Raw genomic sequence first — 14,054 nt, 5'->3', positions numbered from 1 at the left:
ATTCTAGTTATCGATTTTTAAACCATAATAAAGAACTGAATGGAATGTGGCATTGATCCAAATGCCCTCTACTACGAAATCACAGCCAATGGTAAAACAATAAAAGGTGACTCAATGCAAGTGCAAACTTATTGGATATCCACACAAGATAAGCAAAAACTTTATGCAAAAACATGGGGTAATGCTGAAAACCCTGCATTGGTTTTGGTGCATGGCTATCCTGATAATCAGGAAGTTTGGGAACCGATTATTGAACAATTGATCTCAAAATTTTACATCATTACTTATGATGTGCGTGGGGCAGGACAGTCTTCTGTACCGAAACGAATTCGTGATTATGCTTTAGCACGCTTATCTCTGGATTTAGAGTGTGTGGTAAATGAGCTACTGCCCAATCGTAGTTTTCATCTTGCAGCGCATGACTGGGGCTCGATTCAGTCGTGGGAATCTGTGACGGAACCTAAATTTAAAAATCGTATTTTGTCTTATACTACCATGTCTGGACCTTGTTTAGATCACGCTGCTTTTTGGATGCGTGAACAGTTTCTACATGAAAAGCCTAAATTTTTTAAGCAGTTATTTAAATCTTGGTATATCGTCGCATTCCAGTTACCATTTCTTGCACCGACCGTTTGGCATTTCTTTAGTCCACAACGCTGGGGCGCAATTTTAACGCAACTTGAGAAAAAGAAAGGCTTACCGTTAAACCAAAATATTGCTAAAGATGGTGAACATGGTATTGGGCTATACCGTGCTAACTTTCTACCACGTTTAACTCGACCACGTGAGCGTTATGCAGTATGTCCTGTGCAGGCGGTTGTATTGTTAAGAGATAAATTTGTAAGCCCAGAATTGATTGATGAAGTGCCTAAATGGGCAACAGATTTTGAACGTGTAGAAGTTGATGCAAACCATTGGGCGATACTTAGCCAACCACAAGAAATTGCACAATATATTCAAGAATTTGCACTCAAAAATAGTGAGAGTTGATTTACTCAAAGTGATGATTAGTTCTTGTAAGAATAGGCCATGTTTTCACATGGCCTATTCATTTTATGACCAGTTCGACTAAATTACAGCTTCATTGTAGTGAATCTGATAAAATATCGGCTTTCAAATTTTCGTAAATTTCTCCATGAATGCTGTCGTTATTGCGATTGCCGTGATGTTTATCTTGTCACTGGCACGAGTTTCTGTTGTTTTAACATTGGTTATTTCAGCAATTATAGGTGGGTTGGTTGCAGGTTTAAGTCTGTCAGATACAGTTACAGCATTTAATGCGGGCTTAGGTGATGGTGCAGAAGTTGCCTTGGCATATGCGGTATTAGGCGCTTTCGCTTTGGCACTTTCAAAGTCAGGCTTGCCCGATTTATTGGCCTATAAACTGATTGGCTTACTCGGTATGGAAGCCACGCAGAAACAAGCAACCAAAGTAAAATTCTTATTATTGGGTATTTTACTGATTGCCGCGATTTGTTCACAAAACTTAATCCCTGTGCATATTGCTTTTATTCCTGTACTTGTTCCACCGCTATTAAAAGTGATGAATCACTTGAAACTCGACCGTCGTGCCGCAGCATGTGTACTGACCTTAGGTTTAGTCGGCACATATATCTTCTTGCCTGTAGGCTTTGGTGCAATTTTTCTTGAACAAATTCTGATGGGGAATATCAACAAAATTGGCGCTGCTTATCATTTGCATGTTGAAAGAAGCATGATGCCTATGGGAATGGCTATTCCTGTATTGGGTATGGTGATTGGTACTTTATTTGCCGTTTTTGTCAGTTATCGTAAACCGCGTATTTATGTTGATCGTAATGTTGCACCAATTACCACGATTGATTTAGATAAACCACTTCGTGCGGTAAATGTTGAAGTATTAAAAGCTGATGGGATTGCCTTAGAGCAAGCTGCCAAGCAAGAAGCCCCTGTGATTGCCAAGAAAACTATTGTTATGGCATTGCTGGCAATCATTTTAACCCTGATCTCTCAATTGTATTCAGGCTCGATGATTCTTGGTGGATTGGTTGGATTCTCTGTTCTTTCTGCCGCAGGGATTTTTAAATGGCAAGAAGCGGATGATGTTTTTGTACAAGGGATGCGTATGATGGCATTGGTCGGTTTTATTATGATCTCTGCCGCGGGTTTTGCATCTGTGATGACCCATACTGGGGACATTAATCAGTTGGTTAACGGTGTTGTACATTTGATTGGTGACAATAAAGCGTTGGCTGCTTTCTTGATGTTATTTATTGGTTTATTTGTAACGATCGGAATTGGTTCATCATTTTCAAGTGTGCCTGTACTTGCAGTCATTTATGTTCCTTTATGTGTACAATTCGGCTTCTCTCCACTTGCAACTGTTGCCTTAATTGGTACTGCGGCAGCACTAGGAGATGCGGGTTCACCAGCTTCAGATTCGACCTTGGGACCTACGGCTGGTTTGGGTGTAGATGGGCAACATGATCATATTTGGGATACGGTTGTTCCAACATTTATTCATTTTAATATTCCATTATTGGTGTTTGGTTGGATTGCTGCGATGGTTTTATAAGTCGGTACTGATCAGACATAAGGAGATTCATTAAATGATTGATGAATCTCCTTTTTTTATGGTTATTTGGTCTAAAATAACTTGTATTTGCAGGAAATTTACTATAAATATTGAAAAAATAAAATAATAGCTGTGATTTGATTTATTTAAAATAACTAACCAATAGATAATATTAACTTGATTAAAATACTTGGTTTTAATTAAATAATCTTGATTAATTAAGTTGGATTTAAAAACCAACTATATTGATATGATTAAAATAAATTTACTTATATAACAATTGTTTGAAAATATATAATAATTTTTGATTTAAATAAATGTTGCAATATTATTAATACCTATGTTTAATGTTTGTTAATAACAACGCTGGGGTATTTATAATGTTAAAGCAAACTGCTCTTATTGCATTAATGGCAATTTCTTCTGCTTCATTTGCAGATTGGCAAGTCAAAGTTGGTGGTTCGGTGATTGCACCAACACAAGACACCAAAGTTGCTGGTGTTGGTACTGTGAAAGCAGACCATGAATATGCTTTTACGCCTTCTGTAGAATATATCTTTGGTGAAACACCTTTCTCTGCGGAAGTTTTATTGGCGACACCAATTAGCCACGATGTGAAATTAGATGGTGAAAAAGCAGTTAACCTTAAACACTTACCACCAACTGTAACGTTTAAATATAACTTTAAAAACTCTACACGTTTTACACCGTATATTGGTGTGGGTGGTACAGCATTCCTTGCATGGAATGAGGAATCATCTGGAGCATTGGCGGGTACTAAGGTTAAAGTTAAAGATGATTTTGGTTTTGCAGGTCAAATCGGTTTTAACTTCCAACCTGCTGATGCAAAAAACTGGGGTGTTTTCTTTGATGCCCGTTATGCTCAATTAAGCCCAGAAGTGACTGTTAAAGCGGGTAATACCACTGCTGCAAAATTTGATTTAGATATTGATCCAGTTATCTATACTTTGGGTTATAGCTATAGATTCTAAGTTCGCTTTAGAATCATAAAAACTCGGTAAATTTACCGAGTTTTTTTTATTTTTACAGAGCCTTATATATTGAAACAAGAAGCAATAAAAAATAGTTATTTTTAGCTATATAAGCGCTGATTAAATCCATTTAATCTATCAGAACATCAATAAGACTTTGACATGATATGAAAAATTTAATTTTTATAATATTTGTAGGGTTAAGTAGCAGCACTATAGCCAATGCTGCAAGTTTTAATTGTGAGCATGCTCAGACCAAAAGCGAACATGCCATTTGTGAGCATCGCAGTTTAAACGATGCAGATGTCAAAATGGCGACCACCTATACCATTATCCGTAAACTCGTTCCAATGGGAACACGGGGTGTGATACAGGATCAGCAAGTGAAATGGTTACAACTGCGCAATCAATGTCAGGACAATCTGCGTTGTTTAACCGATGCGTATCAGATGCGTCAGCAAAAACTAGAGATTTATATGAATCGAGTTTATCAACAAGGCCCATTTTAAAAAAAATTAAATTTGCCTATTGAAATATGCTTAAACCACTCCATTTCTAATGCATTCAATAAAAAAGCGTTATGAATTTACGGAGTGATTTTATGAGTGAACAGAACGTACAACACAGTTCAAAAAAGCATAGCTTTCAAGCAGAAGTGGCTCAGCTTTTACATTTAGTGACGCATTCGCTTTATTCTAACCCTGAAATTTTCCTACGCGAGCTGATTTCAAATGCTTCAGATGCATGTGATAAGTTACGTTTTGAAGGAATTAATCATCCTGAATATTATGAGAATGATCCAGACTTACATGTTCGTGTAAGCTTAGATAAAGATGCCAAAACAATCACCATCTCAGACAATGGTATTGGTTTAAGCCAACAAGAAGCAATTGATAACTTAGGAACGATTGCTAAATCGGGCACTAAAGACTTTATGTCAAAGTTATCTGGTGATCAAAAAGCAGATGCGCAACTGATTGGTCAGTTTGGTGTAGGTTTTTATTCTGGTTTTATCGTTGCTGATAAAATTACCGTTGAATCTCGCCGTGCAGGTTTAGATGCATCAGAAGGTGTACGTTGGATCAGTGGCGGTACGGGTGACTTTGAAGTTGAACAAATTGAGAAGGCTTCACGTGGAACGTCGATTATTTTGCATTTGCGTGATGATGCGCTGGATTATTTAGAATCTTATAAAGTTAAACAAATTATCAATAAATATTCTGACCATATCAGCTTACCTATCGAAATGCAGAAGGAAGTTTGGCAGGAAGAAGAAGCTGCTGAAGGTGAAGAGAAAAAACCAGGTCATTATGTTAAAACAGATGAATGGGAAGCGATTAACTCAGCAAGTGCTTTGTGGACACGTAGCAAAGGCGAAATTACTGAAGAGCAGTATGTAGAATTCTATAAGAATTTAACGCATGACTTTGATGCGCCATTGGCTTGGGCACATAACCGAGTTGAAGGCAGTACTGAATATACCCAATTGCTTTATATTCCAAGTAAAGCACCAAGTAATATTTTCACGCGTGAAGCGAAAGCAGGCATTAAACTTTATGTAAAACGTGTATTTATTATGGATGATGCAGACAATCTGATTCCAAATTATCTACGTTTTGTACAAGGTGTGGTGGATAGTGCTGATCTGCCGCTTAACGTAAGCCGTGAGATTTTACAAGAAAGCCGTGATGTGAAAACTATCCGTGAAGGAAATGCACGTCGTGTATTGACAACATTGGATGCTTTAGCAAAATCAGAAGATCAGGCTGACCAAGACAAATTTAAAACCTTCTATGCTGAATTTGGTTCAGTAATCAAGGAAGGTTTAGGTGAAGACTTTGGTAATCGTGAACGTATTCTAAAACTTTTACGCTTCTCTACTTCGAACAATGATGAAGTATCAACATCATTGGAAGCGTATAAAGCACGCATGAAAGAAGGGCAAAAAGCCATCTATTATGTGACCGCCGATAGCTTAGCGGCTGCGAAAAACTCACCACAACTCGAATTGTTCCGTAAAAAAGACATTGAAGTTTTGCTTATGGCAGACCGTGTTGATGAATGGGCGATGGAGTTTGTGCATGACTTTGATGGCACACCTATGCAAAATGTCGCAAAGGGTGCAGTTGATCTTGGTGATTTACAAGATGCAGAAGAGAAAAAAGCACTTGAAGCTGCCGCAGAACAGTTTAAACCTGTGGTTGAAAAACTCTCTGATTCATTAAAAGCCAAGACCAAAGAAGTGCGTGTGACAACGCGTTTGGTGGACTCACCAGCATGTCTAGTGACCAGTGATGGTGAGCTTTCGCCGCAATTGATTCGTATGTTAAAACAAGCGGGTCAGGCTGTACCTGAATCTAAGCCAATTCTGGAAATTAACCCAGAACATCCTTTAGTGAAAAAATTGGAAGGTTCAGCCCAGTTTGATGATTTAGCCAATGTGATCTTTGATCAGGCCGTAATTGCTGAGGGTGGTTTACCTGATGATCCTGCAGAATATGTAAAACGTATTAACAATTTATTGCTTAAATAAGTCGTCATTTGTTTTAACAGAGCCTATCTTAGAGATAGGCTTTTTTATCAATAAGATTAAATGAATAAATTTAAAACAATTCAAAGTATAGGATATTCTGTATTGCTCAGTTTAGCTACAACAGTAGTGATGGCATATGAACTTCCACCTGTTGAAAAGCGTAATGCAAATACTACAGATCTTTCAGTACATAACGCCATGTTCTTACGACAAAACACACAGGCTGCTGTGATTGGTATATTGAAAAAAAATGGTCAGAAGTATGAACTTGCAGCTAGCGATGGGAAAGGGGGAATGGCGTTACCGATAGCAGTACATCCAAGCCTTAAAATAGACGATGCTTTAGTCGATAAAGAAGTTAGGGCGATTGGGCGAATGACTTACGAAACAATGTATATGCCAAATTCTAGCGACTTTGGTCCCGCTTATAGTTTTACTTTTGAATTGTTTTCAATTGCCTCATTGAATTAAAAGGATGTGGCAGGCGTTTTATCAACATCAGTGGATAAGTCGAAACTTATCCACAGTTCAGCTTAAAGATTCAGCTGATGTTTAAAATAACGCTTCTAAACGGACCAAAGCACTTGGGAAATGGCTACGATCTTCACGACGATCATTAAAATAATTTAAATCGCCTTGTACGTAAAACCATTCACGCCAAACAGGTTGTCGCCAAGACACGAAAGGCCCCCAACTGTTGAGCTTAAGGTCATTATTATTATAATAACCGCCAGTATAGATACCGTAGTTAAAGCGATTGTTTTTAAAGAACTGATGTTGACGATAAGTACGGTTATCCCAAGTTAAATCATCGTCTTGTTCATCTGCATACGTCACATAGAATTGGTTAGAAATAAAGGGTTGATTGGGGCGAGCATGGGTTAGCTCTAAGTTGGTTCTCAAATAGTTTTCACTGTCGATGCCATAGCGATAAATTTGTTCCGCGTGAAAAGTAAAATCATTCCCCAGTTTCCAATCCTTTTGGGCCTTTAAACGTGCATAAATATCATCGCCTGAACGAATACCAAGGTCTGCATCTAAGTCAAAAGGTAAGCGTTTAGAAAGCTGTGACCAACGTAAAGCAATCGAGCTGTTATCATCACGGATTTGTTTACCATCCACGCGTTTATCTGGATCACCATCAGCATGATTATTATTGATCGCGATATTATTGGAAATTTCATCATCTAATGAATCATCACCAAACACCACACTTAAACGGTTTTCAAGTGTGGGTAATTTTACTTTTCCTCGGATACGTGGATTGACATCATAACCATCATGTTTATTCCATTGATTATCAACAATGATCCGCAACGTTGCTGATGCTGGATGTGCTGGATCAGTTTTTCCAAACCAGTTGTCCATTTTATTGGCTGTGCGGTCTGCCCAGTTGCTAATTTTTTTCTGCTTTTTGTCGGCCCAGGTTTGATCTTCTGTCGCATTTGTTGGGGGAACAATAACCTGATCAGATTGCTCTGGGAAAATGGTCGGTGTTGAGTCAACAATTTTTGGAATATAGTTGAGCAAGCCGATCTCATTTTCTTTGGTGGTGGCTAAAGAAGGTTGCTGATCAACTTTCCCCGTTTTAGCATTCGCTTCAAGACTGCTATTTACTTCTGCAAATGCAGCGTTCCCAAAAAAACCGCCTAATATTAAGACATAAGGTAGTTTCGAGAAGATTGATATTTTATTCATATGCCCACTTCTTAAACTTTGAGTCATTCAGTTTTTAATTTTCAGTATAACTATGCCTTAAAAAAACACTGAATTTCAATGAAATCGCTATTTTAAGTACAAAAAACATAAATTTATTTAAAATGAAGTGCATTCTATCAGCGATATCGCGAATCAAAGCGCGACTTAAGCTGTTTTTGAATAGATAAGTGCTTTTATTATACAAAGCTCAATTGTAGTAAAGCTTTTAAGCTAAAAATTCTTTTGCGTATTGAAAGTTCCTTCTCCCTCTGGGCATTGGTATCTACACATCTTTTTGTAGAGACTCTAATGCAATTTCAGCAATCAGCTTAAGGTCATCCACCGAATGTTCAGATAATAATTGTAGTGTATTCAGTAATATTGACAGACCAGCCAAAATTGCAGGAGCACTTTCCCTTGTTCCTCTTTTTTGTTGCCTTCCTGATAGACGTGTTAGAAAGACTCTAACTCTTGAATTTTTCTCATCATTTTCTCGCTGTATTCGCCAAGTTAACACACATGCCATACTTGCAATTAAGAGTCGTCTTAATATCGCTTGCGGAGTTGTTTGTAGCCATGACTCAATGTCATGGCCCGCCTGTTTTAACAACTTAAAATAGTTTTCTATTTTCCAACGCCAGTAATACCAAGTTGCCAATTCTATACTTGGAATTTCTGATGATACATTACTTAATAAGCTCCAACGAGAAAGTGATTTTCCTTGCTTATTTTTAACTTCAACTACAATCAGTCGAACGGTTAATGACTTTCCCTTTTGTGGTGGAACTCTTTTTCCCGTTTCGTCTTTCTGCATTGGTCTTGCATTACGTGTAATACTGATTTGAGTTTCACCAACATAGAGTTGTTCGCAATTCCCTTTATATTGAATTGTATGGGTTTGTGTAGTTGGTATTTGGTCTGACACTTCCCTTAACTTAACATCTTCTCCTTGATATTCAACACGATTTCCTTCTTTACCTCGAATAAGAAATAAATGTTCTTGTTGATTCAATAATCTAAGATGAGCAATTGAATCTCCTTCACGATCAATAATATGTACGAGTTTCTTTTCTATTGGTAAAGACTCAATATGTTCGATTTGTTCACATAGTGCATTTAAGTGGGTTTCTTTTATTTTATGCCCATCAGTAAATGTTGAATAACGTCCAGTAGCATCACATAAAGTTTGATCTAATGGTGCAATGGGTAAACCCGTTTCAGCATCAATTAATAAACTGCTTTGTAATTCATAGCCTTTGTCACTTGCATGTGTTCTTTTGAATCTATTTAACTTGTTGTTATGTTTGAAATATTGTAGTTGAGACCAATCATGAGCAACTAAGGCATAGTGGTGATTCGATAGAGCGATTTGTTCAAACGCAAGTTTTTGAAGAGGCTGATTGAGTTGTTGAAATGAAACGTTTTCGTTATTTAAGAAACGCCAAACTGCTTGGGTTGTAGCAAAGCTAGTCTTTTGGGTAGAAGCAATATCTTTAAGCGCTGGAGCTAATGAAGCAAGTGGATTCATATTAAGTTTTACAAGACGTCCGTAGCGTTTAACTAATCGGTTATCTAAGTGTGGAATGTTAAATTGGAGAGCATGCTCTCCAATTTAACTTAAATAGATTTAATTGTGTAGATACCTATGCCCTCTGGGAGAAGGCTAGGATGAGGGGGATTTTATGTTGATTTATAGTTTTAAAAGGACTTATGAAAGAAGCCTAATATAGTCAATCTATCAAAAAATTTACACAAAAGAATATAATTTCTCTTAATTAATATTTTTATTAAAATCAATTGAATGGAAAATTTTTTGATTATAAAAGCTTGCAATGCCACACCTTACATTCAAAGTTTAAATCTTTTTGCGTAGGCGATGCTAAACCTTGCGCTGCAAACAAAGCTGTGCTTTGTTTTTGCTCATGGGCGAGGGGTACGTCCTATACCCCCGCCCAACAGCGATATCCCTGTCACCCCACGATAGGATAACCATCTATGATTCAAAAGCACAAAAAACGAATTGATAACTAATAGTTTTAAAAAGCTCATACAAAAATATAAGCTTCATTTCTGATCAATCACTTGTATTAATAATTAGGTGGTTTGACTATAACTGCCATGCACGTTTGTAAATCGAGAATGAAGAAAAATTATACGCCGTTGTGGATAACTTTAATTTTATCCTCAAGGCCGATTTTATTGTGGCATAAACAAAAACACCTCCAAAAAAGGAGGTGTTGTGTCTTAAAAAATAAGAAAATTAAAAAAGAAACTACAGCGCATGAATTTCGTGGGAACGAAAAATATTTACAGATCTTAGTCTAAGAAAAAGGTGATGAATAGTTCCTTTTCTGCAACGCTGTATTGCAAAAATGGCACGTAAAATTTTAAAAAATGACCCATTAAAAATAAGGCATAGAAATCATTCAATATATTTTTATGATCTGTTTGCGTTGGTTTTTTAGCCACTTTCTTAAATATTATGATAGTTATTGAACAATGAAGAAATTCCTTCAAGGAATTTCTTCATTGGCTGAGTTTATTTGTTGGGAACTTCACAAGACTCATCAGCACAAACAGGGCCATCCTGTTGTTCGATTTCAGCATCATTTGCAGTTTCAAGGGCTTTTTCTAACACTTGTACAAAAACTTCACGTGGTTGAGCACCCGCTAAAGCCACACGTTGATCAAAGACAAAGAATGGTACACCTGTTACTTTTAATTGTTCATGAGCAACTTGTTCATCGAATTTTACAAAATCTGCATATTCTTCAGAGTCTAGAACATCATCAACTTCTATTGGATTTAAACCAATACGAGATGCAACATCTTCAATTGTTTCACGCTCACCAATTGGTAGACCTTGTGTCATATAGCTATAGAAAAAAGCTTCTTCCGCTTCTGAACCTAAACCCTTACTTTGTGCAAGGTGAATGATACGATGCGCATTAAAGGTATTTCCTGAGTTGGCATTTTCCCAGTTAAATTGGATGCCTTCTTCTTTCGCCATAGCTGCAATATTACGTTGCATATCTTCAACTTCAGGGATGCTACGTCCATATTTTTGCGCAAGACGTTCAGAGTTTGAGACTTCTTGACGCGTAGGTGCTTCAGGATCAAGTTCAAAACTGTGCCAATGGACTTCAAGCTCAATACCTGCTTGTTCAGCAGCAGCTTCTAAACGTTTTTTACCGATATAGCAAAAAGGACAAACCACATCTGACCAAATATCTACGCGCATGGGAAATCTCTACAATCTAATTCTGGATTATGATGGGGTTTGTTTGCATAAATTTAAAGTGAAACTTTTAAGCGATGCTCATTTTAAGCTTATTCAGCAAAGGTTATTTATTGTTATTTTGCATAATTAATATACAAAAAAGAGTCGCTTAGGATATTCTAAGTAATCTATAAGGATGTTCGGAGCTTGGTATGCGTCGACTTTTGATTGTTTTCGGTATCATTTTTCTGGCTGTTATTGGATTTTTCTACTATGACCATACTTCAGTAAAGAATGAAGAAGCCAATCGCCAAGCATTTGATTTGGTGATGACTGAAAAAATGCGGCAACTTTCTGAACAAGCTCAAGACCGCTCGAAACCAGTAAATATTGATATTCATGATAATCGGCTCAAAGGTGATTACAAAACCTTGTCCGAATTTTTACTCAAATATTGGGCCAAGAATATTGATACACGAAACACTTATTTAAATCAGCTCGCAGCGGCCAAATGGGATCATTTTTTAGATGTAAATCGTTTGGATGCTGACCGTAAACAGAACTATGTCGAAACAACACAGATGCTGGTGACTGTACGACAAGCGATGCAGCAATATCAGCAAAAAAATAGACAAAATAAAATTGAGGCTTTAAACGAATTAAAAAAAATAGATTTGCGCAAGGACCTCAAAAAACCATTACAGGATAAGCTCGAACAGAATGCTGAACTTGACCCTGAAAATACCTTAATCTTAAATGAGCTACAAATTTTAGGTAAAGCTGAAACCATGTTTGATTTGTTAAAAAAATATGAGTGGCAGAAGCAGGGCAATCAAATTTTGTTTAAGGAAGATGCTCAAGTGAAACAATTTAATCAGTTATTTCAGGATGTACTGAAATTGAATAGCCAAATCAATCAGAAAAAAGAGCAAAATGCGGAAGTATTAGAAGAAGCCTTGTAAATTTTAGAAGTAAATGAATGGAAAATATAAAAGTATCGCTGTTTTTTGCAATATCTATACTGCTATTACTGGGTGGAATTGGCTATGTCTACCAGACGCCAATTCTCGTTCAGCAGGATTGAAAAGCGTTGCTTTATATCGTTATCATTTTGGTATTTATCAAATTGACCGAGATTCCATTCTGGATGTCGATACTGATAAAAAGGTTTATGGATGGAAGCATTTTTTAGGCTTAGCTCCTATTTTATGTGCTGAACAAATTGAGTATGACCAATGTGTTGTGGAGGAAAAGCGAGCGGCTTTAAATGCTGAGCAAGAAAAACAGCAATGGAGCCTTGTGCGGGACAATTTATATATCAATCCTCAACGAGAATTGGCGTTAAAGTTTCCTTATGCAAATCGTTGTAGCATATTTCTATCTGAACATGTTTTGCCGAGCAAAAGCCTGTCGATCATGGGTGAGCGTTTTTATCAACATTTGGGTTTTGGTGGTGAAGATGGGCCTTCTTTGAATGACACTATAGATTTAGCGAGCTTTAAGCAGTTAAACCCTTCTAATTTGTATAAAGATAAACGGCATGTTTATCGTTACTTTAGCATGCTGGATGGGGGCAGTTTTTCTATTTTAGAGGGTGCAGATGCCAGCAGCTTTGAGTTGCTCGGAGATTGCTATGCAAAAGACAAGCACAATATTTATGAAGAACGTTTTGGCAAACTTGAGGATGCAGATTATGCAAGTTTTAAAACCAAATCTGATGCGGGATGTGTTGCACAGGATAAAAATGGCTATTGGTTTTGGAATGATCGAAAAGCTTGGAAAGATATGAATAGTGAAGAAAAAGAGCGGGCCAAAGCACTTCAATGAGGTTGATCTCGATTAGCGCTTGGTTTCTTCAACTTTTCCTTGCATTAAAAAAGATGCTAATAAGCTTTGAGATTTTTTGAGTTTGGCTAATTTTTCTGAAATATGTTTTAACTCCATTTCTAATGTCTCTTTGGCAACTGGGCATAAGGTAAGTTTTTCCTCACCCAAATCGAAACATGGCAATAATAATTTAATGTCTTTTAAATGCATGCCGGCATCATTGAGAACTTTAATTTTTTGAATATCCTCGATGTTTGCTTGATTATAATCTCGATAGTGATTCGCTGTTCGTCGCGGACGAATTAATCCTAGCTCTTCGTAATAACGGAGCATACGCGGGCTGACTTGAGTTATCTCAGCAACTTTAGCAAGATTCATAATCGACCTCTTATAAACTGAATCGGATCAGTTGGAAAAAATTTATCGGTGGCTCTATTCAAGCTGTTGAATGAGTAAAACCTATTTAATCTTTATTTTAGAATTTTAACAGTATTTACCGTTTATCTGAGCTTTAGTGAATCTCGCTATAATTTGTTATAGCCTATTTAATAGACAATATTAAATGTATTGAATCATTTTATTGAATTTATAGGATGATTTATTTTTTAGGTGAAATGTATGAACTTTATCAAAGTTTCGATACTTGCAACGGCTCTTTCTGTTTGGTTACCCACTGTACAGGCAGAAGAAGTTGCCTCATTGCCTACCATTAAAGTGATGGCGGATTCTGAATTGCGTCAAGAAGCTGTAGGTGTTATTCCTTATCAAGAAGATAAGGATGTACGTAAAGCATTACAGCATCAGATCATTAAAAAAGAGAATGAGATCCAAAATTATGTGATAGGCGATAATTTTGCTGTGCTTGATATGCAGCCCAAAGCCTCTGAACCGAATATAAATCAAATTTCTTCACCATTACTCAGAGAGTATGTTTTAGCTGTGGCTGCTGGTTTGCAGTCCGCTGACCCAACATCAGGTTTGTTTACCATGATGGAGCCACTTTCGATGGGGATGAATCGCGAGAAAGCCTTAGAAGCAGTACGTAATGGAACATTTAAGTTGAATATCGATGCTGACCGTTTAGATTTGATGTTAGGTGATAAATGGCGAAGTGGCTTACCGAAGTGATTCGTTATTTAAAATTTTGATTATTTCATTAAGCCAATCTGTTGATTGGCTTTTTGTTGAGTATGAATCTAAAATTTGAGTGAAAAGAATAATCGTCTAAAT

General features: G+C 36.9%; 13 protein-coding genes. 9 read left to right on the top strand and 4 right to left on the bottom strand.

The window, feature by feature from the left end; all coding sequences use genetic code 11:
- Window positions 1-114: 114 nt before the first annotated feature.
- The 6 genes from ACQ7EO_RS20055 to ACQ7EO_RS20030 all read left to right on the top strand — a co-directional run bounded on the left by ACQ7EO_RS20055 (window position 115) and on the right by ACQ7EO_RS20030 (window position 6,550).
- Window positions 115-990, top strand: a complete 876-nt coding sequence (locus tag ACQ7EO_RS20055; protein WP_434279642.1) for an alpha/beta fold hydrolase — start codon at window positions 115-117, stop codon at window positions 988-990.
- A 145-nt stretch (window positions 991-1,135) separates the two neighbouring features.
- Window positions 1,136-2,554: a Na+/H+ antiporter family protein gene (locus tag ACQ7EO_RS20050; protein ID WP_234623369.1), complete on the top strand. Its 1,419-nt coding sequence runs from the start codon at window positions 1,136-1,138 to the stop codon at window positions 2,552-2,554.
- Window positions 2,555-2,934: 380 nt separating this feature from the next.
- Window positions 2,935-3,546: an OmpW/AlkL family protein gene (locus ACQ7EO_RS20045; protein ID WP_434278533.1), complete on the top strand. Its 612-nt coding sequence runs from the start codon at window positions 2,935-2,937 to the stop codon at window positions 3,544-3,546.
- Window positions 3,547-3,713: 167 nt separating this feature from the next.
- Complete coding sequence (locus ACQ7EO_RS20040; RefSeq protein ID WP_004818519.1) at window positions 3,714-4,055, top strand: lysozyme inhibitor LprI family protein; 342 nt, start codon at window positions 3,714-3,716, stop codon at window positions 4,053-4,055.
- A gap of 92 nt (window positions 4,056-4,147) precedes the next feature.
- Window positions 4,148-6,079: a molecular chaperone HtpG gene (htpG, locus tag ACQ7EO_RS20035; RefSeq protein ID WP_262084833.1), complete on the top strand. Its 1,932-nt coding sequence runs from the start codon at window positions 4,148-4,150 to the stop codon at window positions 6,077-6,079.
- 102 nt (window positions 6,080-6,181) lie between these two features.
- A complete protein-coding gene (locus ACQ7EO_RS20030; protein WP_004818523.1) occupies window positions 6,182-6,550 on the top strand; it encodes a hypothetical protein in 369 nt (122 codons plus the stop codon).
- Window positions 6,551-6,631: 81 nt separating this feature from the next.
- Here the strand turns inward: ACQ7EO_RS20030 and ACQ7EO_RS20025 are convergent, their stop codons facing one another.
- From ACQ7EO_RS20025 to ACQ7EO_RS20015, 3 genes are all read right to left on the bottom strand, one after another.
- On the bottom strand, window positions 6,632-7,777 hold the full coding sequence (locus ACQ7EO_RS20025) for a hypothetical protein (RefSeq protein ID WP_434278531.1): 1,146 nt from the start codon (window positions 7,775-7,777) through the stop codon (window positions 6,632-6,634).
- A 283-nt stretch (window positions 7,778-8,060) separates the two neighbouring features.
- Window positions 8,061-9,305, bottom strand: coding sequence for a transposase (locus ACQ7EO_RS20020; protein ID WP_244012863.1), 1,245 nt, complete (start codon window positions 9,303-9,305; stop codon window positions 8,061-8,063).
- 1,011 nt (window positions 9,306-10,316) lie between these two features.
- On the bottom strand, window positions 10,317-11,018 hold the full coding sequence (locus tag ACQ7EO_RS20015; RefSeq protein WP_004818526.1) for a DsbA family oxidoreductase: 702 nt from the start codon (window positions 11,016-11,018) through the stop codon (window positions 10,317-10,319).
- Between the two features lie 191 nt (window positions 11,019-11,209).
- Between ACQ7EO_RS20015 and ACQ7EO_RS20010 the strand changes: the two genes are divergently transcribed.
- Together ACQ7EO_RS20010 and ACQ7EO_RS20005 are read left to right on the top strand one after the other, a co-directional pair.
- Window positions 11,210-11,959 (top strand): hypothetical protein, encoded by a 750-nt coding sequence (locus tag ACQ7EO_RS20010; protein ID WP_004818529.1) that lies wholly within the window; start codon window positions 11,210-11,212, stop codon window positions 11,957-11,959.
- Between the two features lie 13 nt (window positions 11,960-11,972).
- Window positions 11,973-12,824, top strand: a complete 852-nt coding sequence (locus ACQ7EO_RS20005) for a DKNYY domain-containing protein (RefSeq protein ID WP_434278528.1) — start codon at window positions 11,973-11,975, stop codon at window positions 12,822-12,824.
- Between the two features lie 12 nt (window positions 12,825-12,836).
- On the opposite strand, the gene ACQ7EO_RS20000 is transcribed toward ACQ7EO_RS20005, so the two are convergent.
- The gene (locus ACQ7EO_RS20000) at window positions 12,837-13,202 is read right to left on the bottom strand and encodes a MerR family transcriptional regulator (RefSeq protein ID WP_434278526.1); all 366 of its coding nucleotides are present in this window, start codon (window positions 13,200-13,202) and stop codon (window positions 12,837-12,839) included.
- 240 nt (window positions 13,203-13,442) lie between these two features.
- Between ACQ7EO_RS20000 and ACQ7EO_RS19995 the strand changes: the two genes are divergently transcribed.
- The gene (locus tag ACQ7EO_RS19995; RefSeq protein WP_434278524.1) at window positions 13,443-13,952 is read left to right on the top strand and encodes a hypothetical protein; all 510 of its coding nucleotides are present in this window, start codon (window positions 13,443-13,445) and stop codon (window positions 13,950-13,952) included.
- Window positions 13,953-14,054 lie beyond the last annotated feature (102 nt).

This window comes from Acinetobacter sp. CE-15, from assembly GCF_051059255.1.
In the GTDB taxonomy this organism is placed as follows: Bacteria; Pseudomonadota; Gammaproteobacteria; order Pseudomonadales; family Moraxellaceae; genus Acinetobacter; species Acinetobacter guillouiae.
Note: the sequence above shows the minus strand (reverse complement) of the source record. Positions and strands in the feature narration are given on the sequence as shown.

Coding starts and splice junctions, on each gene's coding strand:
- ACQ7EO_RS20055 (WP_434279642.1), top strand. CDS start 115: ATGCAAGTGCAAACTTATTGGATATCCACACAAGATAAGCAAAAACTT.
- ACQ7EO_RS20025 (WP_434278531.1), bottom strand. CDS start 7,777: ATGAATAAAATATCAATCTTCTCGAAACTACCTTATGTCTTAATATTA.
- ACQ7EO_RS20045 (WP_434278533.1), top strand. CDS start 2,935: ATGTTAAAGCAAACTGCTCTTATTGCATTAATGGCAATTTCTTCTGCT.
- ACQ7EO_RS20050 (WP_234623369.1), top strand. CDS start 1,136: ATGAATGCTGTCGTTATTGCGATTGCCGTGATGTTTATCTTGTCACTG.
- htpG (WP_262084833.1), top strand. CDS start 4,148: ATGAGTGAACAGAACGTACAACACAGTTCAAAAAAGCATAGCTTTCAA.
- ACQ7EO_RS20010 (WP_004818529.1), top strand. CDS start 11,210: ATGCGTCGACTTTTGATTGTTTTCGGTATCATTTTTCTGGCTGTTATT.
- ACQ7EO_RS20020 (WP_244012863.1), bottom strand. CDS start 9,305: ATGAATCCACTTGCTTCATTAGCTCCAGCGCTTAAAGATATTGCTTCT.
- ACQ7EO_RS20005 (WP_434278528.1), top strand. CDS start 11,973: ATGAATGGAAAATATAAAAGTATCGCTGTTTTTTGCAATATCTATACT.
- ACQ7EO_RS20015 (WP_004818526.1), bottom strand. CDS start 11,018: ATGCGCGTAGATATTTGGTCAGATGTGGTTTGTCCTTTTTGCTATATC.
- ACQ7EO_RS19995 (WP_434278524.1), top strand. CDS start 13,443: ATGAACTTTATCAAAGTTTCGATACTTGCAACGGCTCTTTCTGTTTGG.
- ACQ7EO_RS20040 (WP_004818519.1), top strand. CDS start 3,714: ATGAAAAATTTAATTTTTATAATATTTGTAGGGTTAAGTAGCAGCACT.
- ACQ7EO_RS20000 (WP_434278526.1), bottom strand. CDS start 13,202: ATGAATCTTGCTAAAGTTGCTGAGATAACTCAAGTCAGCCCGCGTATG.